Origin of the sequence: Butyrivibrio sp. MC2013, from assembly GCF_000424585.1 — a bacterium.
Taxonomy (GTDB): Bacteria; Bacillota; Clostridia; order Lachnospirales; family Lachnospiraceae; genus Butyrivibrio.
Genome location: NZ_KE384211.1, coordinates 346,867 through 370,001 on the forward strand (window position 1 = coordinate 346,867; position 23,135 = coordinate 370,001).

General features: G+C 44.2%; 19 protein-coding genes and 1 other annotated feature. All 19 genes read right to left on the reverse strand.

Annotation, left to right across the window (positions count from 1 at the left end; all coding sequences use genetic code 11):
* Positions 1-50: 50 nt before the first annotated feature.
* Positions 51-542, reverse strand: coding sequence for a ribonuclease HI (gene rnhA, locus G636_RS0115925; RefSeq protein WP_026508869.1), 492 nt, complete (start codon positions 540-542; stop codon positions 51-53).
* Between the two features lie 8 nt (positions 543-550).
* The gene (locus tag G636_RS18995; protein ID WP_051227083.1) at positions 551-2,290 is read right to left on the reverse strand and encodes a MutS-related protein; all 1,740 of its coding nucleotides are present in this window, start codon (positions 2,288-2,290) and stop codon (positions 551-553) included.
* A gap of 37 nt (positions 2,291-2,327) precedes the next feature.
* A complete protein-coding gene (locus G636_RS0115935) occupies positions 2,328-3,632 on the reverse strand; it encodes an amidohydrolase family protein (protein ID WP_026508870.1) in 1,305 nt (434 codons plus the stop codon).
* A 28-nt stretch (positions 3,633-3,660) separates the two neighbouring features.
* A complete protein-coding gene (locus G636_RS0115940) occupies positions 3,661-4,494 on the reverse strand; it encodes a purine-nucleoside phosphorylase (protein WP_026508871.1) in 834 nt (277 codons plus the stop codon).
* Positions 4,495-4,608: 114 nt separating this feature from the next.
* Positions 4,609-6,468: an ABC-F family ATP-binding cassette domain-containing protein gene (locus G636_RS0115945; protein ID WP_026508872.1), complete on the reverse strand. Its 1,860-nt coding sequence runs from the start codon at positions 6,466-6,468 to the stop codon at positions 4,609-4,611.
* Positions 6,469-6,512: 44 nt separating this feature from the next.
* Complete coding sequence (locus tag G636_RS19000; protein ID WP_051227084.1) at positions 6,513-8,492, reverse strand: serine hydrolase domain-containing protein; 1,980 nt, start codon at positions 8,490-8,492, stop codon at positions 6,513-6,515.
* Between the two features lie 1,273 nt (positions 8,493-9,765).
* Positions 9,766-11,862, reverse strand: a complete 2,097-nt coding sequence (locus G636_RS0115960) for a DUF6449 domain-containing protein (protein WP_196803127.1) — start codon at positions 11,860-11,862, stop codon at positions 9,766-9,768.
* Positions 11,863-11,866: 4 nt separating this feature from the next.
* Positions 11,867-12,790 carry an ABC transporter ATP-binding protein gene (locus G636_RS0115965; RefSeq protein ID WP_026508874.1) on the reverse strand — a complete coding sequence of 308 codons (924 nt, stop codon included), beginning with the start codon at positions 12,788-12,790 and terminating at the stop codon, positions 11,867-11,869.
* Positions 12,787-13,164, reverse strand: a complete 378-nt coding sequence (locus tag G636_RS0115970; protein ID WP_026508875.1) for a GntR family transcriptional regulator — start codon at positions 13,162-13,164, stop codon at positions 12,787-12,789. The genes G636_RS0115965 and G636_RS0115970 overlap by 4 nt, the downstream gene beginning before the upstream one ends.
* 163 nt (positions 13,165-13,327) lie before the next feature.
* On the reverse strand, positions 13,328-14,047 hold the full coding sequence (locus G636_RS19805) for an FHIPEP family type III secretion protein (RefSeq protein ID WP_051227085.1): 720 nt from the start codon (positions 14,045-14,047) through the stop codon (positions 13,328-13,330).
* Positions 14,048-14,289: 242 nt separating this feature from the next.
* Entirely contained in the window at positions 14,290-15,516 is a 1,227-nt protein-coding gene (gene tyrS / locus G636_RS0115980) for a tyrosine--tRNA ligase (RefSeq protein ID WP_026508876.1), read from the reverse strand.
* A gap of 70 nt (positions 15,517-15,586) precedes the next feature.
* Positions 15,587-15,837, reverse strand: a binding site (T-box leader).
* Between the two features lie 65 nt (positions 15,838-15,902).
* Positions 15,903-17,012 carry a GGDEF domain-containing protein gene (locus tag G636_RS0115985; RefSeq protein WP_026508877.1) on the reverse strand — a complete coding sequence of 370 codons (1,110 nt, stop codon included), beginning with the start codon at positions 17,010-17,012 and terminating at the stop codon, positions 15,903-15,905.
* 142 nt (positions 17,013-17,154) lie between these two features.
* Positions 17,155-17,796, reverse strand: coding sequence for a DUF4867 family protein (locus G636_RS0115990; protein WP_026508878.1), 642 nt, complete (start codon positions 17,794-17,796; stop codon positions 17,155-17,157).
* A gap of 288 nt (positions 17,797-18,084) precedes the next feature.
* Positions 18,085-18,906, reverse strand: a complete 822-nt coding sequence (locus G636_RS0115995; RefSeq protein ID WP_051227086.1) for a histidinol-phosphatase HisJ family protein — start codon at positions 18,904-18,906, stop codon at positions 18,085-18,087.
* Positions 18,907-19,172: 266 nt separating this feature from the next.
* A complete protein-coding gene (gene surE, locus G636_RS0116000) occupies positions 19,173-19,943 on the reverse strand; it encodes a 5'/3'-nucleotidase SurE (RefSeq protein WP_026508880.1) in 771 nt (256 codons plus the stop codon).
* A gap of 167 nt (positions 19,944-20,110) precedes the next feature.
* Positions 20,111-20,656: a histidine phosphatase family protein gene (locus tag G636_RS0116005; protein ID WP_026508881.1), complete on the reverse strand. Its 546-nt coding sequence runs from the start codon at positions 20,654-20,656 to the stop codon at positions 20,111-20,113.
* A 117-nt stretch (positions 20,657-20,773) separates the two neighbouring features.
* Entirely contained in the window at positions 20,774-21,400 is a 627-nt protein-coding gene (locus tag G636_RS19810; RefSeq protein ID WP_155832424.1) for a cell wall hydrolase, read from the reverse strand.
* A 519-nt stretch (positions 21,401-21,919) separates the two neighbouring features.
* Positions 21,920-22,534 carry an MBL fold metallo-hydrolase gene (locus G636_RS0116015; protein ID WP_026508882.1) on the reverse strand — a complete coding sequence of 205 codons (615 nt, stop codon included), beginning with the start codon at positions 22,532-22,534 and terminating at the stop codon, positions 21,920-21,922.
* 191 nt (positions 22,535-22,725) lie between these two features.
* Positions 22,726-23,124, reverse strand: coding sequence for a DUF4342 domain-containing protein (locus tag G636_RS0116020; RefSeq protein WP_026508883.1), 399 nt, complete (start codon positions 23,122-23,124; stop codon positions 22,726-22,728).
* Positions 23,125-23,135 lie beyond the last annotated feature (11 nt).

Consider the following 23,135-nt stretch of genomic DNA (forward strand, 5'->3'; position numbering starts at 1 on the left):
TGGATGTCTTATACCGGCAGGTTTATAATCATATTCTATATATTATGATATCACTTAAGGTCCCCGCCGTCATCATGTAAGAGGCCTGACGGGTCAGAATCAGCAGCACTGGTCGCCAGGTAGTCACATTTTTCATTAAGCGGCTCGCCTGCATGTCCCTTGACCCAATGCCATTCTATCTTATGAGGTCCTGCTGCGAGGAGCATTCTCTCCCAGAGCGCTCTGTTCTTCACAGGGTCTCCCGAGCTGGTCTTCCAGCCTTTTTTGATCCAGTTGTAGATCCAACCCTTGGTCATGGAATCGATTATATATCTTGAGTCTGAATGCAGCTCTACTTCGCATGGATATTTCAGACACTCCAGCGAACTGATCACCGCCATCATCTCCATGCGGTTATTGGTAGTACTGTCATAGCCGGCGCTGAGCTCTTTGGTATGTGTCTTACCCATATTATCTGTATAGAGGATCACCGCGCCGTATCCTCCCGGCCCGTCAGGATTACCCCTGCAGGCACCATCCGTATATATTATCACTCTCTTCATATCAGTCCTTAGATCATCTCCCAACGGCCTTTTGTAAGGAAGCTCTCTGCCATGAGAGCTGCAGCTTTTACAATGTCATCATCGTAGCCCACCTCTCCCAGGAGCCTTATGGCATTCCTGTTGGTAGCAGGGCCCCTGCCTATCTTGTAAGTAAAGCGGATATCATCTCCTTCAAAAAGGCCTTCGAAATGATAATTATCATATATGTCAACCAAAAGTTCTGTCAGCTCTATATCATGAGTAGCAGCAAAACACTGTATATTCCTATGTATCAGGCTCTTTAATATAACAGAAGAAGCTGCTATTCTCTCCACCGTATTGGTACCGCGAAGTACTTCATCCACCAGGCAGAGTATACGGGGGCCATCAGTCTTTGCAGCTGACAATATCCTGTATAAAGACTTGATCTCAGCCATATAATAGCTGTCACCACCTGTCATATCATCTCTTAGTGCCATTGATGAATATATCCTATATACAGGAGCATGATAGCTGTCTCCTGTCACAGTATGAAGTGACTGAGCCATAAGGGCAGCTACCGCAACAGTCTTTAGGAAAGTAGACTTGCCCGAAGCATTAGAGCCTGTTATAAGTACCCCTTTGTCAGTATCAATGGAATTCTTTACCGCGTCTCTAAGGCATGGATGATAGAGACCCTCTCCCTTAAAGGAAACGGCGATCATGTCCCTTGCATCAGCGGCATGATCAGCTGAGTGTGCAGGCAAAACGCCATTATCAAAGACCGGAATGCAATATCCCTGTTTAAGGGATTCTCTAAAATAAGATATGGATATATAGCTCTCTATCCTTCCCATGACAGTGATCATATGATCGATCCTGTCATAATTATGCCTCACATCCCGGAACATAAGACTAAACTTGATAAGATCAGCATGAGTCACCATGCAGAAATAATTGATGAGTATGCTGATAAAGTCTCCGCCTCCTGTCAGACCTTCAAAGGTCATGAGGATAAAAGAGCCCTTCCTGAAGCCCTTCATCTTATCAAGGTCTTCTCTGATGCTCTCGCCCATTAAGGATAGTCTTTCATCCTTATAATTTACAAGCCTCTCTCCTCCGTCCAATAGCCTGAGAATATATCCAAAGGTAGAAAGGTAAGGAGCGATCTTACTCTTACCGGCAAAATAGCTGATGATCTGATAAGACAGGATGATGATAGCCAGCACAAAGAAAAGGCCAAAATTAATAAACATGCCAAACACTGACAGTATCAGCAGCACCAGGCCAATGACAGAGCCTGCTACTCCTGGGACAGCTGCTTCTTCCAGCTTGTCCAGATAGTCATATACAGAGTATTTCTTCCCGGATCCTATTCTCTTAAAAAGCAGGGACGCCCTATCCCTGAAATCAGGATCAGCGCTAAATACAGCTATCTTTTCTTCAAAATCCTCAAAATCATCAGTCTGTGAAGGACTTCTAAGAAGATGATAGAGGTACTCCTGTCCTGCACCGGAATGACAATAGCAGACTCTTTTGTAGAGATCGTCCAATGACAGATCATTCCAGGTAATATCATCAATATAATAAGAGCCCTTATGATGCTCATGATAAGCGCCAAGGCTTTTAAAGCGTTCCTCTGAAATGGGCACAGAGGGTTCCTTGCCCCTTTGAGCCTTTAGCCTGGCAAGAAATTCCCTTTCAGCATTTATCTCGTTTCTGCGGCCGAGCATAGCTGTAATGATAAGGAGTAGTATCACCACTCCGATTATAGTCAAATATACCTGCATGAAAAATCTGTCCTTTTTCTGTAATTAAGATAATGCATCAGACCAAAGTCTTATCTATTCTTTCCTTGATGAGCTCAGCCTGCCTGTATATATTCTCAGGGTCGTCACCAATATTAAATACCCCGTCTTCATACCTGATGACGCCTCTGATCATGGTCATTTTCACATTCTGCTTTGAGCCTGAATAGACGATATTTTTGGCAATATTATTAATAGGCTGCATATTGGGCTGATGCAGGTCTATCCTGATCATGTCAGCCTGTTTGCCCTCTGCCAGGCAGTCGCAGTCCTCAAGGCCCATGGAGCGTGCGCCGTTTACTGTAGCCATTTTCAGTACTTCCATAGCATCTATGGCAGAGGCATCCTCTTCCCTAAGCTTGCCAAGGGCTGTTACCAGGAACATCTCTCTGAACATATCAAGCGCATTATTGGACGCAGGGCCGTCAGTACCTATAGCCACAGGTATATCATGCTTCATATAGTCTGATATAGGAGCTATACCGGAAGCCAGTTTGCTGTTGGATCCGGGGTTTGTGACCACATAGAGGCCTTTTTCCTTGATGATCTCCATATCATCCTCTGATACATGGACCATATGATATCCGCCTCCGCCGTAGTCAAAGATACCTCTTGAAGAGAGATATTTCACAGGGCTCATGCCATAACGCTCTACGCAGCCTTTGGTCTCAGCTGCAGTCTCAGCCAGATGGGTATAGACAGGCGCCTGATACTTGTGAGCCAGAGCTGCCATCTTGTCTATTACTTCAGGAGACGAGGTATACTCTGCATGAAAGCCCAGGATATATGTATTAAGAGGATCCTCCGGGCTATTAAGCTTATTGTACATATCTTCTACCAGCTCAGCAGACTGCATGAAGCTGTTGTAGCAGCCGGTCTGTACGCAGCGCATACCTGTATCTCTGCAGGCAGCAGCTATAGTCTCAGGAGTCAGATACATCTCAAATATAGCTGTGATACCACTGGTTAGATATTCCAGAACAGCAAGCCTTGTCAGATGATAGCAGTCCTCCCCTGTCATATGAGCTTCTACAGGGAATATCTGCTTATTAAGCCATTCATCTAATGGCAGATCATCTGCCCTTGAACGCATGAGAGTCATGGCGCTGTGTGTATGGGCATCCTTAAAGCCCGGCATGATAAGGTCGCCTGCGCAGTCAATCTCCCTGTCCCAGGAGCAGCTTATCTCTGAAAGCCTCTGCTCTGCCTCACTATCAGTCCCTACAAAGCTTATCTTGTCATCACTGACCCATACTTCCCCTTTAAATATCTGACGCCCTTCTTCCATGGTCAGTATCCTGGCGTTTTTAAAACGGTATTGCATCTTCTCCCCCTTAAATCAAATAGACTTATCACAGATAATCGTGAAATTTCTTAATAGACTCAGTAACCAAAAGGCTAAACTTGGGCGCTGTCATATCAGCTGCCATCTGTACCTCTTCATGAGTGAGAGGGTTATTTGTCATGCCGGCTGCCTGATTTGATACACAGGATACGCCTACTATCCTCATGCCCACATGTCTGCCGGCGATAGCTTCCACTACAGTGCTCATACCTACTGCATCTGCGCCGAGAGTCCTGAGCATCCTGATCTCTGCAGGGCTTTCAAAAGAAGGTCCTGTAAGCTGGCAATAGATACCTTCCTTCATGCTGATGGAATTCTCAAGAGCTGTTTCTCTCAGGATACTGGAGAGCTCTGCATCATATACGCTGCTCATATCCGGGAATCTGGTGCCCAGCCTGTCATCATTGGGACCGATAAGAGGATTGGGCGCAAAGCAGCTGATATGATCAGTGATCAGCATAAGGTCCCCTGCCCTGAAGTTATAATTGATACCGCCACTGGCATTGGTCAAAAACAGGACCTTGGCTCCCATAGCAGCCATAAGTCTGGCAGGCAGCACTACATCACTGATATCATATCCTTCGTAATAGTGGACACGGCCCTTCATGCATACCACTTTGGTCTCACCTACATAACCGAATATAAATCTGCCATCATGTCCGGGTACTGTAGAGACGGGGAAACCATCTATCTCTGAATATGCTATCTCACATTCTACCTTTATATTCTCAGCATAATTGCCCAGTCCTGAACCAAGAGTAAGAGCAACCTCCGGAACAAAGTCAGTTTTTCTTCTTACCGCTGCAAGGCAGTTTTCAATCTTGTCATACACTTTAGACATATTATTTTCCTCCAAATTATGATGTAAGTATTAAATGTATCCTATAGGTATATATTATTAGATGACCATTCAGAAACACGCATTTACTGCGTGTTTCGTGAGAACATGTTGCTATTATCCGTTTATCATGGCAGCTTTTTCTTCAAGGTAAAAATACCTTTCCATGAGCTTCTCGAGTTTTTCATCATTAGCCTCTTTTTGCTCGGTCAGCTGCCTGAGCTTCCCGTAATCAGAGGCATTCTCTGCTATCTCTTTTTCCAGCCTTGCCCCTTTGGCCTCAGCGGCAGCAATATCATCCTCTATTGTCTCATATTCCCTTGCTTCGTTGTAGCTGAATTTGACCCTGTGCTTTTGGTCGCCGTTTCCACGCTTATCTTTGCCGCTCTCACCCGCAGCTGCTGTATCAGAAGTTTTTGAGCTGCCTACTGCAATAGCGCCTCTCTCAGAAAGCGCCTCGTTCTCTCTGCGCTCTGTATAATAGTCTGTATATGAACCGTTAAAGAGCCTGACTTCGCCCCCCGGATTAAAGGTCAGCATACGCCTGACAGTACGATCCAGAAAATATCTGTCATGGGAAATGACGATGAGTATACCCTTATAGCTGTCCAGATAATCCTCCAGTATCTGCAAAGTAGATATATCAAGATCATTTGTGGGCTCATCCAGTATAAGGACATTGGGAGCTTCCATCAGTATCCTGCACAGATACAGCCTCCTCTTTTCCCCTCCGGAGAGCTTTGCGATCTTTTGATACTGAAGAGTTCCGTCAAAGAGAAATCTCTCACACATCTGACTGGCAGATATATATCCATCCTCGGTCCTTATATATTCTGCCTTGTCCCTTACATAATCTATGACACGCATCTCATCATTCATAGAATCTGAGTGCTGTTCATAGACTGACAATACCACAGTGTCGCCTGTCTCTATATATCCGCTGTCAGGGCGCAGCTTACCGCTTATCATATTGATAAGGGTAGTCTTGCCGCAGCCGTTAGGCCCCAGGATACCTATCTTATCGTCCCTTGTAAAAGTATAGGTAAAATCCTTAATAAGCTCCCTATCTCCATAGGCTTTGGATATGGCATTTATCTCTATGGTCTTCTTGCCAAGGCGGGATGAAACAGCATTTATCTCAACGCTTTTTGTAAGCTCAAGCTTTTCTTCATCCCTCAAGGCTTCAAAGCGCCCAATATGGGCTTTTTGCTTGGTGGATCTGGCCCTTGCGCCTCTCTGCATCCAGGCCAGCTCCTTGCGCAGGATGTTGGCATGCTTGTCCTGGGTAGAAAGTGCCATATCCAGCCTCTGCTGTTTTAGCTGTAGATAGCCCTCGTAATTGCAGTCATAGCTATAAAGGGCACCCCCCTCCACCTCTACTATCCTGTTGCAGGTCAGGTCCAGAAAATACCTGTCGTGAGTTACCATTACCAATGCTCCCTTATATGAAGAGAGATAATCCTGCAGCCATTCATTCATGGCATTATCCAGATGGTTGGTAGGCTCATCCAGTAGCAATATATCGGCTTTTCTAAGGAGGCAGGCAGCAAGAGCTGCTTTTTTCTTTTGCCCTCCGGACAAGGTCCCCACCCTCACTGTCTGATCTTCAAAACCCAGCCGGTGCAATATCTTTGCAGCTTCTACTTCCAGCTGACTTCTATTTTCCTCAATTTCATATTCGTCCCGGCTCCCTTCAGATTTTTGGTTCTCCGTCACCACATAATCATGAAGGGTCTGATCCTTATCAAATACAGGATCCTGAGGCAGATATGATATCACCACATTATTACCTTTTACCATATCTCCTTCATAATGCTTTATCTCTCCGGCTATGATTCGAAGGAGGGATGATTTGCCGCTTCCGTTGATGCCTATGATACCGATTTTGTCTCCTTCATCCACTCCAAAGCTTACATTTTCCAGGAGGACCTTGTCTGTATGAGACAGACTGATGCCATTCATTGATAATAAATTCATTAACTTAATTCCGTTTCTTTTTTGTTTCTATTTCTTTTATTTTTTTATCCATCCAGCCCGGCACGATCCATCTCTGAATTTGCTGCATCTGATGTATTTATATCATTATCTGTATGAGCGATATCTGCTGCAGTTTCCGTATCAGCCAGATCTAATCCTTCTGCAGAAACTGTATTTTCAGTATTTTCTGTGATCAGCACGCCATGTACCCTGGGACTGACAGTATAATGCATGGTCATGGAAAGGACATTGCCCGCTCCATAGCCCTCCAGGATGCCTATGATCTTGCTCTGGAGACTTCCCTTATAGGCGGATACATTCTTCATACTGCCTGTGAGAAGATTGTTGCCTGGATATTCGCTAAAATGTATGTCGATATCCGTGGGCACCCTCCTTGCTACAAGGCCCGAAGTATCCTCGTCCTTGTATTTACTTCCCAAATAGATATTGATCCTACGCTCTGTAGCCTCTTCGGTGTAGACGAGCCTTAGCATCAGGACCACTCTACCGTATTCGTCAGTGGAGAGCCTGCTCTTAACAGCCACATTGTAGTATTCGCCGTGCATGCAGATCTGCACTCTCTCACTCTTATTTCTCAGAATAGGGAGCCGATACATCTGGTCGCCTTCATGGATCTCCAGGACCATATCCGATCTGTCTTTGCCCGCAAAAGATATAGCTCCTATACCATCTGTAAAATTATTGTGCACCATCTGGATCATAAGAGGGAAAATACCAATCCCACCCTCCAAAAGGCTATAAGCTGAGCCTGAAAGATTCCTGATCTTCTCATAAGCAATAAGGTCAGGCGAGTATTCTCTCATTCCTCTGTTCCAGCCGCCGTGCCTGATAAGGGGCATATCTCCGGCACTTCCTTCTATGCGCCTTATGATATTCTGCAGGCGCCTTGAAGAAACACTGCTGCAGGTGGCAGATCTACTGTCATCCACCTGGAGCTTTTCCATCATATCATATATGACATCAGCCATGTCACCTCGCTGAAATAATTCAGGATTGCTGGCATTGGTGGCTACTATCATATCCACATCAGGGAAAATATAAACATTCTGGCCAAGCATACCATTGAAATTGTAAGCACCTTCCCTGCAGGCAATGCGCCATAGCTGATATCCATAAGAGGGAGCATGAGGCACGTCAGTCCGGGCATGCTCCATTGAAGAGATAGTCACCCAGTCCCTGGGCACGATCTGCTGATCATTCCATGCACCGCCGTTTAGATATAACTGGCCCAGTTTGCACATATCTTCTATGCGCATAAAGAGGCCCCAGCCTCCCTTGGTAATGCCCTTAGGATCAGCCTCCCAAAATACTCTCCTTATACCCATGGGCTCAAATATACGCTCTTTGACAAAGTCAAAAAGACTCATTCCTGTAACCCTTGAAACAATAGCTGAGAGCATGTAGGAATTCATGGAATTATAGTCAAACTCTTTGCCGGGAGGGGAAGAAAGTCCGGAATCCAGATATCCCTTGATCCAGTCGTCTCCTGTAATAGCACCTATCTCATTAAACTTTACGCCGCTGGTCATGGTCAGGAGATTCTCTATAGTGATATCCCTCTGCCTCATCACAGAACCAAGGCCGGCCTCCTTCTGAAAATAGTCCAGGACCTTATCCCCCAGCCTGATCTTGTCCTCAGACTCAAGGATACCTATGGCCATGCCCGTAATAGACTTGCACATGGAATGGGCAATGTGCCATTCATCCAGATCATAAGGCTCAAACGCAGCCTTCATGATCACCTTGCCATGTCTCATCACCATAATCTTGTGCATAGCAGCGCCTTCAGACGCTTCAAGCCTCTCCAGAAGCTCACACAGCCATTCCGAAGCTACTCCCTCTGCCTCAGGCTGCGCCTCTTCAAGAAAACTTTCTCCATCCACAGGGCCCTGAGGAAAAGCCGGCTTCTGCGCACTATAAGTAACCTTACTGATCTCACCTGTCTGGTGACCTACAATCTTAAAGAGCAGTTCGGTGAAATTCATATCAGATCTGATGGGCATGAATGTCTCTCCTTCGCAGTCAAAAGATTTCGATAAGCGCTGATGCAGAAGTTTTTTCCTCGTTCGCGGCAGTCCAAATGGTGTTTTACTAAATTCTTCCCCTCAGCCTTTCAAGATGCGCAACTCTCGAAAGAACTCGCAGAGGCGAAGGTGGAAATATTTTTCAGCAATGGTCATATGCCCGCTTCGCGAGCATATACAATGAAAGCAACTATCCATCTCTTTAAGCAAGCTTAAGAGCTGGATAGATACTTTCATTTATTGGGTGCTATCGCCCCCAATGACCATTGAATATAGACATTTCCTTCGCCCTGCTCAGACAGCTTTCTCGCGGGCGCTAAAAGGCTTCGTATGAAGAATAAGTAAAACTACCATTTGAACTGAATGCTCACTGCGGAAAATAACTTTCTGCAGCAGCGCTGCTATCCTGCACTTCTGGACATGTCGAAATGCATCCATGCATTCCGCACTTTGTGCTCCTTTGGTCATGTTTGATTAGCTCCCAGGTCAAACACTAATAATGATATACGAATTGCTTCGTTGCTCCGCAACTCTCGCAATTCTCCAAACATTCGCATAATTACGACATAGAAGTGCCTCCCTGCACTTCTGGACATGTCGAAATGCATCCATGCATTCCGCACTTTGTGCTCCTTTGCTCATGTTTAATTAGCTCCCAGGCCAAACACTAATAATGATATACGAATTGCTTCGTTGCTCCGCAACTCTCGCAATTCTCCAAACATTCGCAAAACCACAATATATGCTCCTTTGCTCATGTTTGGCGGGTCATTAATACAAAGTATTATTCAAGCAAGCTTGATAATACTTTGTATTATGACCCTGGATATCATTATACCACATATATCCAAAAACTCGGATTTGTCCGGGACTTACGATCGCAGCGAATATGTTAGATACAACATCTATCTCGTCAATAAAAAAAACGATCATATGCCCTGGCGCAGGCATATGACCGCTGATTTAGTCACTATTCTTTCCGCCGCAAGGCGGCTCTATTCGATTCGCGCAATAGACAGCCTTCAGGAAGGGATATTTATTATGACTTCCTGCGATTTCATGGCTGCGGAGGAGAGACCTGAGGATCATGAGTGCCTTAGCACGATATGATCCTCGTATAGGGCTCGCCGGAGCGCCCAGCCATGTAAGCAGGAGGCATGATAATATCCCACTGAAGGCGTCATATTTCACCTAATCGCCCAGCCATGCAAGCAGGAGGCATGATAATATCCCCTCCTGAAGGCGTCAAATTTCACCTAAGTGCAAAGGGCAGCTCATCCACAGGAACGTCCAGGTAGAGAGTCTTACTGGTCTCGCCATATTCGGTGACCATATAATCCTTTAGTCCGATCTCAAAATAGGCTATATCCTCTGTTTCCTCTTCATCCCAGTTTGTATACACATCATAGCGATGCCATGTTTTTTCATATAAGCTGTACCTGTTACTGTTAAACAGAGGAATAATATCTTCATAATGAGCAGGATCCAGATCCATATAGTCCCCGTCATTTATGCTATAGGTGATATTGTCTATGATATCCATGGTGACATCGGGGCTCACCCATGAATTTATCTTTTGTAAATAATTAATTGTATTATCATAGCCATCATATACTGTGTATGACCTGTTTATCACCTTTCCTTTTTTGGCCATTTCAGGATCCTGCTCTATCTCTTCAGCTGTGGCTTCCACATTTGACGCTACAGTCACCATTCCTACGGTCCTGTTATCCAGGCAATATGAGTAACAGAATTTCTCCTGGTCTTTCTTATAAGCTTCTATAAACTCATCAAAATCAGCAGATGTGATCTTACTGTCAGCTTCACCATTTAGACTCACGTAGCTCAATGAGAAGGGATCCATCTCATTATCATCATGATACCAGGGGAAATATCCGCTCTTAAATTCCAGGCTCCCTGTTACAGCATCCATCTTTGCAGGGTCTACATCATAAGGTATGGAGTACTCCCTGTATACATCCTTGCCATTTTTCAGATGCCATTTGATAAAGGTCATATAGCCCTGATAATAAATGCTCTTATCTTTAAGATTATCAACAGCTGATCGTGCAAGCTCATTAATGGCATCAATGTCAGTGATCCTCATGTTCTCTTCGACATAATCAAGAGCTCTGATATCACTGTTATTCTTATAATAATCCAGGTCATTGTACTGATACATTGCAGCATATTCCACATCTGAAGCTTTTGGAATATAGGTATTGTATCCAAAGATGTCCATACGTGTACCCAGGTAGAGGAACATGGTGATCGCTGTGATGATAATGATATCAGTCTTCCTTAGCGCTGCTGCTCTTATGTTAAAGGACATAAGAGCTTCCATAAACATTGAAGTAAATACTGATACCAGTAGTACAGTTACTATAAGTATCGGTATCTCATGTCCTGTATACTCAGCTTCGAGTATCTCCAATATAACAAGCACGAATACTACAGAAGCAAGCACAGATACACATATCTTTACCAGAGTTCTGATACGGGGAAAGACAATGGATCTGGCTGAAAAATCGAAATGCCTCTTTTCAAATGCAAGATAAGCAAGTGTAGTAAAAAGAGCTATCATAACAAGAAGCGCTATGTCATATCTGTACTGATAACTTATCAGCCTGGAGATACTCTTAAAGCTCTCATAGGTAAATCTCTCCAATTCCAAAAATACAGGAGTAAATCTGAGAGCAAAATCAGATACAGGCTTGTAATCGCTGTATGTAGGACGGTACATACTGATAAAAGCAAGTCTCAGTAAATGGATCACTATCTCGCCAAACAAAAAGCATCCAATTCCCATCACACCCATGATAATATTGGCGCACAGTACCAGCGCCAGTATAGAAAGGGAATAAACTGCCACAAAGAACAGGATATTAGATACAAATGCCAGTAAGCTCTCTGCCAAAAGCATTCCTGTAAGATAACCCATGGAAGCGATAATGATATAGTCAAATATCAGTCCAAGAAAATATGCAAATACATATATCTCGATACCTTCAAAATATATACGAAAAAATATGTTCTTTCTATCCATGGGCCTGGACAGGTAAAAATCTGAAGCAGGCTTATTGTAGATCCATATAAATCCTGCAATGGCAAGAAAAACAGCCAGTACAGCAGTAATAAAAGCGGTCATACCGCTATAGCCGATTATCTCTCTAAGAGAATCCAGGGTCATCTGCCTCTGCCCTGCATAAGAGCTGGCACTCCAGTGACTATTCAGCATGATAATAAATGCTGTTCCCGCAAAATATATGATAAAGATCAGGCTGCAAAGGACGCTTTGCCATAATCTGATCCCAAAGAGATCTGCTTTTGCAATACTTTTACTACACATAGTATTATTCGATAATAAGCTTTTTGACATCATATCCGGCCCCCTTTGTCTCACTGATAAATATTTCCTCCAAAGTCAACGGCAGCATTTCAAAGAAGATAGTCTCATAGGACCTGAACAGCTGCATCACGTCCTCTCTTTTGCCCCTTAGGGTGATGGTATATACTCTGCCTCTCTTCTCGTAGCTGATAAGTCCCGGCATCTGAGGGATCATCTGCTCATCTGATTCATTAGTGAATACACACTGGACCTTCTGCAGCTCCAGCTTCATATCCTCTATATCCTCTGACAAGAGCACGCCTCCCTTATGAAGAAGGCCTACATGGTCACTGATATCCTCCAGCTCTCTCAGGTTGTGGGATGTCATGACCGGGGTGAAATCTCTGGACTGTATCTCGCCTGCAAATATGCTCTTCACAGCCTGTCTAACCACAGGATCCAGTCCATCAAAGGTCTCATCCAGAAAAAGGTATCTGCTTCCTGCACATATTCCAAGGATCAGCGCCGTCTGCCTCTTCATACCCTTGGAAAAGCCTCCGATCTTCTTGGTCTTGTCAAAGCCAAAGTCGTCCAGGAGCTTCTCGCATCTCTCCTTGTCAAAAGAGGGATAAAAGAGTTTATAATAGCATGCCATATCCATAGGTGTGGAATCAGGCAGGAAATACAATTCATCAGGCACAAAGAATATATCCTTTTTTATATCAGGATTATTAAATACCTTTTGATTATCTATGATCATACTGCCCTTATCCTGAAGCAATACGCCTGCCATGATCCTCATAAGTGTGGACTTGCCGGCACCGTTGGTTCCTATAAGTCCGAAGATCTGATGCTCCTTGATATCAAGAGTCAGATCTGTCAAAGCTTTTGTCTCCTGTCCTTTTTCTTCAGAGTAGAAGGTTTTACTCAGGTCTTTGATCTCTATCATTTGTCTGTCACCCCGCTCTCTCTTAAACTGTTTAATATAGTCTCTCTTGTGATCCCTATCTCCTCAGCCTCTCTTATCAGAGCATCGATAGCCTCCAGGATCCTGGTCTTTCTGATATCCACTCTGCCGGAGTCAGCCTTTACAAAGCTGCCCCTGCCCTTGATGCTATAGATAAAACCCTCACGTTCCAGCTCACCAAAAGCCTTCTGGACCGTATTGGGATTAGTGGACAGTTCCATGGCCAGGCTTCTCACAGAAGGCATCTGCTCGTCAGCTGTTAGCACTCCTGATAGGATCAACTTCTTGAAGCCTTCGGATATCTGCTCATAGATAGGTCTGCTGTCGTGATAATCAATATTTACCAGCACATCCATCCCCTCCTTTTTGAGTGATCACCAGCATACGTTCATGTATGTAGTGTATTAGTTGTCCTAGTACAGTTATAGTACACCTAATATTAAATGTCAATAATTAATTTAGCTTCTTAGTATCAAAAAACCGGAACAGCTAGCTCGCCATTCCGGTTTTTGGACGGGTTTATATACTTTCCTCTATTTCCTCAATTATGTGTATCAGGTCTTTGATAGATTCTCCTCTCCTTATCCTCTCCTGAAGGCTTCGCTCCAAGGTCAGATATGATATCTTCTCAGGTATCAGGTCATCTGCTACTCCGGGATACTGAGCCTTGATGTTATCCACCATGATCTTTACCAGCTGCTTATTGAGTACGTCTGCGTAATTATCCCTGCAACAGTTAGCAGCCTTATCTATGATATCTTCAAAGCTATCTGTAGTTGAAGAGCCCCTTTCTCTCACCTTGCCATATATCAGCACCTGATATGCATCATCTGCCAGATCCGTATTATCCCGAAGGTGCAGCAGGGGCATCAGCATACCTGTTTCACTTGCCAGAGCCTTTCTCTTATCAGCTATATATTCTGTCTTTAGCCCCTCTATAAAGAGAGGAATGACATCAGCTCCAAACTCTATAGTCATAGGCTCTGCAATGAGGCTGGCTGTAGCCTCCTTGAGGTCGCTGTTTTCAGCAATAGAGTCTTCTATCCCCAGCAAGGTATCTGCGCTTACTCCCAGCACAGATGCGATACCTGCAAATACGCCCAGATCTGGCAGCCCATTGTCCCGCTCCCATTTGCTCACAGCCTGAGCAGTCACACCTATTCTGGAAGCCAGCTCCTCCTGAGTCAGTTTCATAGCTTGTCTGTAATGGCAGATTCTCACTCCTATACTGTTTCCCATATACGCAGCCCTTTCTTATAACAAACAGCTACAATTGTTTCTGATATACATTGTACAGCAGATTCCGGCTCAAATATATCAACCATAAGTTTATATGATATAAACTGCTTTTTTCTTTAACTGCAAAACAGGCACCTACCATTAGTATTTCTACTAAAGGTAAGTGCCTAAAGTGCTTTCAAATCCCCTTATTAAGCTCTGATATCAAAGCGATCCGGCACATGTCTTTGACATATAAAGGCTTAGAAGGTCACTCTCTTAAACGCCTTCTTACCGCGCCTCACCATCACGCCGTCACCTGAGAAGAAATCCTTGTCATAGGCTGCAGCAATATCTGTAACCTTCTCATCAGCAACTGTTACGCCGCCCTGCTGTACATTTCTCCTGGCTTCGCTTCTGGTTGCGCACAGACCTGATGAAACCAGAACCTGAAGGATATCCACCTTGCCGTCTCTGAAGTCTTCTTCCTTAAGAGGAGAAGCAGGAACTGTACTGATATCTGAGCTGCCGCCTGCAAAGAGAGCCTTGGCGCCTTCCTGAGCCTTCTTTGCTTCTTCCTCGCCGTGTACCAGACTGGTAAGCTCAAATGCCAGGATCTCCTTCTTTTCATTGATCCTGGAATCATCCCATTTTGCCATCTCATCGATCTCATCAATGGGAATAAATGTCAGCATGCGCAGGCACTTGTCCACATCATCATCGCCCACATTTCTCCAGTACTGGTAGAAATCGTAAGGTGATGTCTTCTTGGGATCCAGCCATACAGCGTTACCTGCTGTCTTACCCATCTTCTTGCCCTGAGAGTCTGTGAGCAGAGTGATTGTCATAGCGTGAGCGTCCTTACCCAGCTTTCTTCTGATCAGCTCTGTACCGCCCAGCATATTGCTCCACTGATCATCACCGCCAAACTCAAGGTTGCAATCGTATTTCTGGAACATGTAATAGAAATCATAAGACTGCATGATCATGTAGTTGAATTCCAGGAAGGACAGACCCTTTTCCATACGCTGCTTGTAGCACTCAGCACGGAGCATGTTATTAACTGAGAAGCATGCGCCTACCTCTCTGAGGAGTTCAATGTAATTGAGGTTCATCAGCCAGTCTGCATTATTGACCATCATAGCCTTGCCATCAGAGAAATCAATGAACTTCTCCATCTGTCTCTTAAAGCACTCTGCGTTATGATCAATATCTTCCCTGGTCAGCATCTTACGCATATCGGTCCTACCTGTGGGATCACCGATCATAGTGGTGCCTCCGCCGATGAGGGCGATGGGCTTATTGCCTGCCATCTGCAATCTCTTCATCAGTGTCAGGGCCATGAAATGTCCTGCTGTAAGAGAATCTGCGGTACAGTCAAATCCAATATAGAATGTTGCCTTACCTGAATTGATCAGATCTTTGATCTGATCTTCATCTGTGACCTGAGCTATCAGGCCTCTGCGTTTGAGTTCTTCGTAAATGTCCATAATCCACCTCCATTTTAGCTGCTCTCACGAAGGATTTCCGACAAAAAAGTCCTTCGTGACCCATTTGATCACGAAGGACGAATAAATCGTGTTACCACCTTCATTCACACGCAGCTCACACTGCATGCCTCAGCGGGTACAATATTACTATCTATACCCTTCCGCTATAACGGTCGGACTCCGTAACCCCCTACTGACAATATGTTCAGGGATTCCGCTCACGAAGGTATTCACAAGTCATACGCTGCATGCGCCTCTCACCAACCGGCTGCTCTCTGTCGCCCGCTCATGACTGCTAATTGTTTCGATCACTGCGTTTGAATCTTATTATAACCAAGCTCGCCCAAAAGTCAACGGGTGAGTCAATGGGGACGTAACAAAATGACTCACATGATTATCATATTCCTCCCCTTTGCCTTGCCCATGTAGAGCTTTTTGTCAGCAAAGGTGATAGCTTCGTCTATGCTTGCCTGCACTGCCTGGGGTGTGAGATCCGCGTCCATGGGAATTTCCATGTCAGTGACACCAAAGGTCATGGTCACCTGCAGGTCCAGGTCATTCCACTCTATATGTGAGAAGCGGATCTTATCCAGCAGTTTATTCAGCAGATAAGCGGCATCATCCAGGTTTTCGTTTTTGAAGATAAAGAGGAATTCTTCGCCGCCCCATCTCACAGCCATGCCGTGGTCTTTCATAAAGGAGCTAAAGGTAGAAGCCAAAAATCTTAGGACTGCGTCTCCTGCATCATGTCCGTAAGTGTCATTGATCTTTTTGAAATAATCAATATCACCAATAGCTACAGATACGCCCCTTGTGATCTCCCCGCCCAGGATCATCTCGCTCAGATATGCCAGAGCCTTGGTCCTGTTGGGGAGCCTGGTCAGATGATCGTGACCTGCCTGGTCCATAAGCTTGGCATTGTACCTGGCAAGCTTGGCCTCAGTCTCCATCTTGTCGTGAGTAAAGAGAAAGAGGATGATCACAATAGACACAAAGATAGTGATGATATTGATCATCTGAAATATGATAGAGACCGTCCTGGCCAGATGCTCAACGGGCTCATGGCTCATGTGCCAGATGTAGAGCAGCATTCTGAGGATAAAGACGCCTATACTCAGGAGGATCTTGCCAAAATCGCTGACATAGGTACCTGCAAATGCAAGCGTGATCAGCACAAAGACAAAATGCTGTACGCCGCACTCCCAGCCCCACCAGGCAACAAAGTAAGCCATCCATGCGCATAAAACAGCAGCGAATACGATCCTGGCAGGACCGTTTCGCTTCTGGTATGTCATCTCCACAGCGACCATATTGGCGACCAGCGCCATAGCGCTGATGATTATAGCTACAGACATTCTGTAAAAGGTAAATACAGACATCCAGCACATAAAATAAAAGCACATGAGAAGGGCGTTGAATCTTATCATGTAAGAAACACGCCTTCCCTCATTTTCGCCGGTCACATCTTTTACTAATACGTCAATAAAGTTATCCATAATTGTTAAACTCGCAAACGCTTCGCTTTTTGCTCGTTATAAAATCACTGCTGACGCAGTTCTACGGGTACGGGGCTTATAACCCCGCACCCGTAATCAAGATATTCCCACCACCTAAAGGTGGTGGGTTATCTTGATTATTTTATATATAAGGAGTAACATCAATGTTTTCTCCGCTTATTCCAACGTAAGCACCATCACCGGCTTCAGGAGCATCGCTATGAGCTATGAGCCATTTATTTCTTGCAAAGAGGAGCTTATCTTCCTTACTGCCTGCCTTAGGAATGACAATACCCTGATTGGTAGTCTGAGGCAGGGCTATGAGCACCTTAAAGCCCTTGTCCTTATGTCCCTGACAGGGTGCATAATGAAGGCTGGTAGCAAATACCTCAACCAGTACTCCCTTGGGCACCAGAAAGGCTTTGACCAGGGATGAATCCAGCTTATAATCATCATCCAATTCCCATTCACCTGCCAGGAGCAGGATAAAATCCTCAGTCCCCAAGTTAAACTCGCTGCTCCTATGATACTCAAGGCAGTTCATCCTGGTATTATGTCCATTACACCAGCCAAACTGTACAGGCGTGCCGCCGTACAGGGAATCAGCCAGGACCTTGCTTTCTTCCAGGCACTGAAGCTTTGGCTCCTCTGCCAGATATGCAACGCTATCTTCAGGGCATGGAGTATCCTCATCCAGTACCTTCAGGATATCTGTTACCTTTACGCCTTCAACCACTCTTCCGTATTTTTTAAATTCAGGATCTGTAACATTATAGATTTTCATAGAGCCCCCCTTTTCAAGACACATAATGCGCAAGCCATGCGCAGATCATGACTTATATTACACAAAATATAGTTAAACTCGCAAACGCTTCGCTTTTTGCTCGTTATAAAATCACTGCTGACGCAGTTCTACGGGTACGGGGCTTATAACCCCGCACCCGTAATCAAGATATTCCCACCACCTAAAGGTGGTGGGTTATCTTGATTATTTTATATATTTTAAGTATAAAACCTATTTTACTTTTATAGAATATATTATTTTGTCTGCTTCTAAATATTTTTTATGAAATTACAGATCATGAAAGCTGGGGCGCCTGTCCTTGAAAGTGCAGTATTTGGTAAAGCCTGCACGCAGGGCTACGTCCCTGCCCTTATCAAAGCCTCCTGCTACCCCCTCAGGCACATGAGCATCCGAGCCAAATGTTATGATCTCGCCGCCCATGGATCTGAAGCGTTTCAAGAGTCCCAGACAAGGATTGGGCTCATTTGAATTTCCGCCAAAGATGCTCTTGCAGTTCACATCCAGGCCCTTGCCCTCTTCTGCAAGGAGTCTCAGGATCCTGTCTGTCACATCCGCATAGTCCTTCCACTTATACTCAAAGGGCTCAGGTATATATCTTACAATATAGTCCAAGTGTCCAAGTACATCATAGTTTTTGAAGAGCCTGATATTCTCATAGGTGCACTCAAAAAACTCCCTGACAGCTTCCTTCTTGGACCTTCCTTCATAGAACTCGGGATAATAGGGATCCTTCTTGTTGCACAGATGATTAGACGCTATTACAAAGTCAAAGGGCCAGGAGTCAATATAATCGCTGTTCCTGCCGGATATATGAGGCTGCATACCCACCTCTACTCCAAATCGCACATCCACAGATCCTTTCGCTAAGGCCTTTGCCTCCATACAATCGTCATAATACTGCTGGGTATCCAGATAGAAAATATTGCCCTCCTGGCTGCCGTGACTTGGATAATCCATATCCATGTGCTCTGTAAAGCACAGCTGCGTCAGCCCCCTTTCTTTCGCAGCTGCGATCATCTCCGACATCGGAGCCTGACTGTCTCCCGAATGCTCGGAATGAACGTGGTAATCTCCAATTATCCTGCCCATAATAAAACACCGTACTTTCCTTTATATTCTAGATAATATGACGTAAGGGTCAAAAGTCATTTCGATTCGAGCTTGCTCGAAATCGAATATGAATTTATGACCCGCAAAACATGAGCAAAGTAGCACGTAGTGCGGAATTGCGAATGTTTTAGGATTGTGAGAGTTTCGAAGAAACGGAACAATCCGTTAGTCATAAGGTGTCAAAAGGAACTTTTGACACCTACCTCATAATAACAAAACGCTCTAATTTTATCGACACCAAAGTCTTATAATACAAAATTCTTCAGGGTGCCTACAGATATATATCCGTCCAGGATAGCCCTTATATCTGTGCCCTCAGCCGCCTTCGTAACAGGTATAGGTGTGAGCCTCAGCTCCTTTTTGCCATAAGGCACCATGGCATCTGATGAGGACCATGCGCAGGCGATTTTATGACCTATATCATAGTTATCATCCCAAAAGGCGGTCCTTGCAGGGACTCTGTCATATTTTACTCCCTTATAATCTTCTATACTGCAGGAAGGGAAATTGACATTGAATATAGTGCCATCAGGAAGCTTTTTGGTGATCAGCTCAGCCATAATATCCCTGATATGAGCCTCCATTACCTCTTCATGGTAATCCGGATCATCAGGGAAAAAATTCTGGGAAAAGCATATGGCAGGTATATTATATAATACAGCTTCCATAGCTGCTCCCACAGTTGCAGAATAGAGAATATCAAAACCGCAATTGGCTCCTCTGTTAATGCCCGAAAAGACTATGTCCGGAAGCTCATCCTTATCCATAAGGCCAAGAAAGGATGCTCTGACGCAGTCAGCCGGTGTGGCATCCATGGCATAGGCCTTGACACCTTCCACAGGGAAGTCCACCTTCTCTATATGCATCTTATCTCTAAGAGTAATATGATGGGACATAGCGCTGCACTGCTCTCTGGGAGCTACTACAGTAACTTCGCCAAATTCCATAGCTGTCTTGGCCAGCAGGATGATCCCCTTAGCTTCTATTCCGTCATCATTGGTCACAAAAATCCTCATCATTACCTCCGTATTTACAACTGTATCTTGGGCTGCATCTTATCGCAATTTTTATCTTCGAAATCTACTAGCCACTTACTATCTTTCAGCCCATAAACCGCAAGCTAATCTCCACCTATTGTACCTTTTTGCAGTTTAAAAAGTAAAGGAGTCAAAGACTATTTATCTTATCCCCTGTCTGTATAATCATATCTTTTGATCTCGCAGTTTTTAATTCCGCAGGATGAAAACTCCTCATTAGTCATTTCTCTGAAGTAGGATTCCACCATCCTTGTGATCCCGTTATGTGCCACCAGGATGACCTCTCTGTTTCCCGCCTTTATATCATCCAGAAGATTATATATTCTCTGAGCCAGATGCAGCATAGATTCGCCTGTTCCAAATCTGCTTGCCATATCCTTTTTGGCTTCATGAAACTCGTCACCATTTCTAGGTGTAGACTCATATCTGCCAAAATTCTGTTCTATAAGCCTTGGCTCTACTTCCATGGGTATCCCTGTTATCTCTGAGATATGCCTGGCTGTTTCCTTGGCCCTTACAAGGGGTGATGTCAATATGATATCCGCAGTGATGCCCTCTTCCAATATTTTCCTGCCGGTCTCTATTGCCTGCTCATGACCTCTTTGCGTAAGCTCTATATCTGTGGCTCCGCAGATCTTATTTTCCACGTTCCACACGGTCTCCCCGTGCCTGATAAAATAAAAATGATCCATATTTCTTAGATTTCCTTCCTGTCCACTTCATATGCAAGATACTTTTTACTATAACAGAAAAAAAGCCATTTAACAGTAAAATGCACTGTTAAATGGCTAATATTCTCACTTATGATATCAAGCGTAGAAAGCCTGCATGCCGATAAGGACAAAAAGGTTTCTTCCGTTAAATGTCTGCTTGCCGTTGTATCTTCTGAAAAAAAGTACAGAGTTATTGTTAAGAACGTTATGTCCACCGCTTATAACTCCCTGACATACAGCGATCACTTCAGGGCTGGTCTGCTCTGCGGGAACTGCTGCTGCACTGGCATAGGTGGTGAACTGATGTTTCTGTGAAAGCACTTCTGAAATGGTATTAGGGAAAGCAGGTGACATGACTCTGTTCATGATAACCTGGGCAACCGCAACCTGACCTGCCAGATCTGTAGGTCCTGCTTCCTTTACTACTACATTGGCCATCAGCACCAGTTCTTCAGGTGTTGCTTCATAAGCGTATCCTACGGCTACTGCTTCCTGTCCTTCAGGAGCCTGTGCTTCTGCTGCTTCAGCTGTCTGAGCCTCTGCCACTACCTGCTCTGCGGGTACTTCTTCTGCATGAGCTGCGATATTAAGACCAGATAAAGGTGATGAAAGTGATATCACCGTCATAGATAAAGCTAATTTCTTTGCAGCTCTCCTGATCATATCCCCTGCTGCATTTACGGTTACATTGTTCTCTTTTTTAATAAAACTAACGTAATTCATAACACCGGCTATACCCAAATGGAACAATCTTTCACCTGACTAATTCAAAAGAATTATTATTCTCCCTGCAGGCTTGTAAAGTCGATAACGTGCATCAGCTTTACAGATTATTTGGTCTTATAGCCTTGCTTCTCCTTTTCTTACAATTGTTATAATTTGTTACGACAAGCGTAATAATATCAGATTAGATATCATAAAAACAATCATAAAAAATAGAGAATTTGCGTTTTGTTACGTAAATCAGATTATTTTCTTACGTTTCTGCGAGAAAATATCATGCTCAAGCCCAGTAAATAAGCCATTTTTGATCTTCATCTCTTTTGATGGTCACAGGCTCATTTTTTATATTATTTTTATTTTTAGCCAAAAGAACAACAAGTGAAATGTTACAAAAATAATACAACGTCATATAAATGATTATTCATTTTTACCATAGACAGAAAGCTTACCCTTCTCTCCCCTCTTCTGATTATCCTGGGCCACAGATGTGAGCCTGGGGCATACCTTTACTTATCATATTTATTCCAGAACAAGTTCTTCACCGGGTTTAAGAATGATCTTTCCCGGTGCATCAAAGCTCTCTGCCACACTTATATCAAAACCGCTCTTATCCTTCACCGGCTCCATATGATAAGGGATTGTATGCCTGGATCCTATAGTCCTTGCACATTCAGAAGCTTCGGTAACATCCATGTTATAGATCCCATCACAGCAAAGGAAGGCGTAATCCAGCTTTCTGTCTGCAAAAGAGGCCATTGAAGGCGTAGTAGATGTATCACCGGAAAAGTATACCTTTATGCCATCAGAGAATGTCAGTATAAATCCTACACATTCTGAAACATTATGGTTTTTGTTATAACCTGCTTCCACCGCTTCAACAGACACAAAAGCAAGGTCATAATTCTGATACTTTCCATTCTTTAAGGCATCAGACCATTTGATGAGAGTACATCCCTCATTTTTGCTGCTGATGAGGTCCATCTGGGTGTGATCATAGTGCCCGTGGGTCATCAAGATAAGATCCGCAGGAAGATCATAGCCATCTCCCATAAATGGATCAAGATAGATTACTTTTCCTTCTCCTGTAACAATTCTTATGCTACCATGTCCCTGATAAAGTAATGTTGCTGCCATGACATCTTCCTCCTCTATAACGTAGTTTTTTATCATTTCTAATATAGCAAAAAGAGGCGCCATTTAACAGCAATCATTACTGCTAAATGGCGCCTCTGAAGTGCAAGGATGTACTTCTATGTCGTTTATACATGGATGTATATTGACATGTTCAGAAGTGCAAGGATGCACTTCTATGTCATAAATTTTATTTAATCATCAGATCCGGTGATCTTATCTACTGTTCCATCCTTCTTGACGATCTCCAGCACGCAGCCAAAGCCAAATGCTGCAATTGCAGCGCCGATAAATGCCCAGGGTGCTGCAGTAACACCTACAACGCCTCCGATAATACCTACATTTACAGGTACTGACAGAAGTATCTCATCCTTTCTTCTGATCTGGACCTTAGCCACATTACCTTCCTCAATCTTCTCCTTGAGCTTTGAAACCAGATCCTGGCTCTCTTTGTTGTCGCTGTCAGGAGTCAGGTACTTGATAGCATCCTCTGCTACTCCACCTGTCTGCTCCAAAGCCTTCTTTGCTGTCTTGAAATCCACGCCTGTCTCGTCAATAACCTTTTCGATTGCTTCAATTGTGATGTTTTCCATATTCTTTTCCT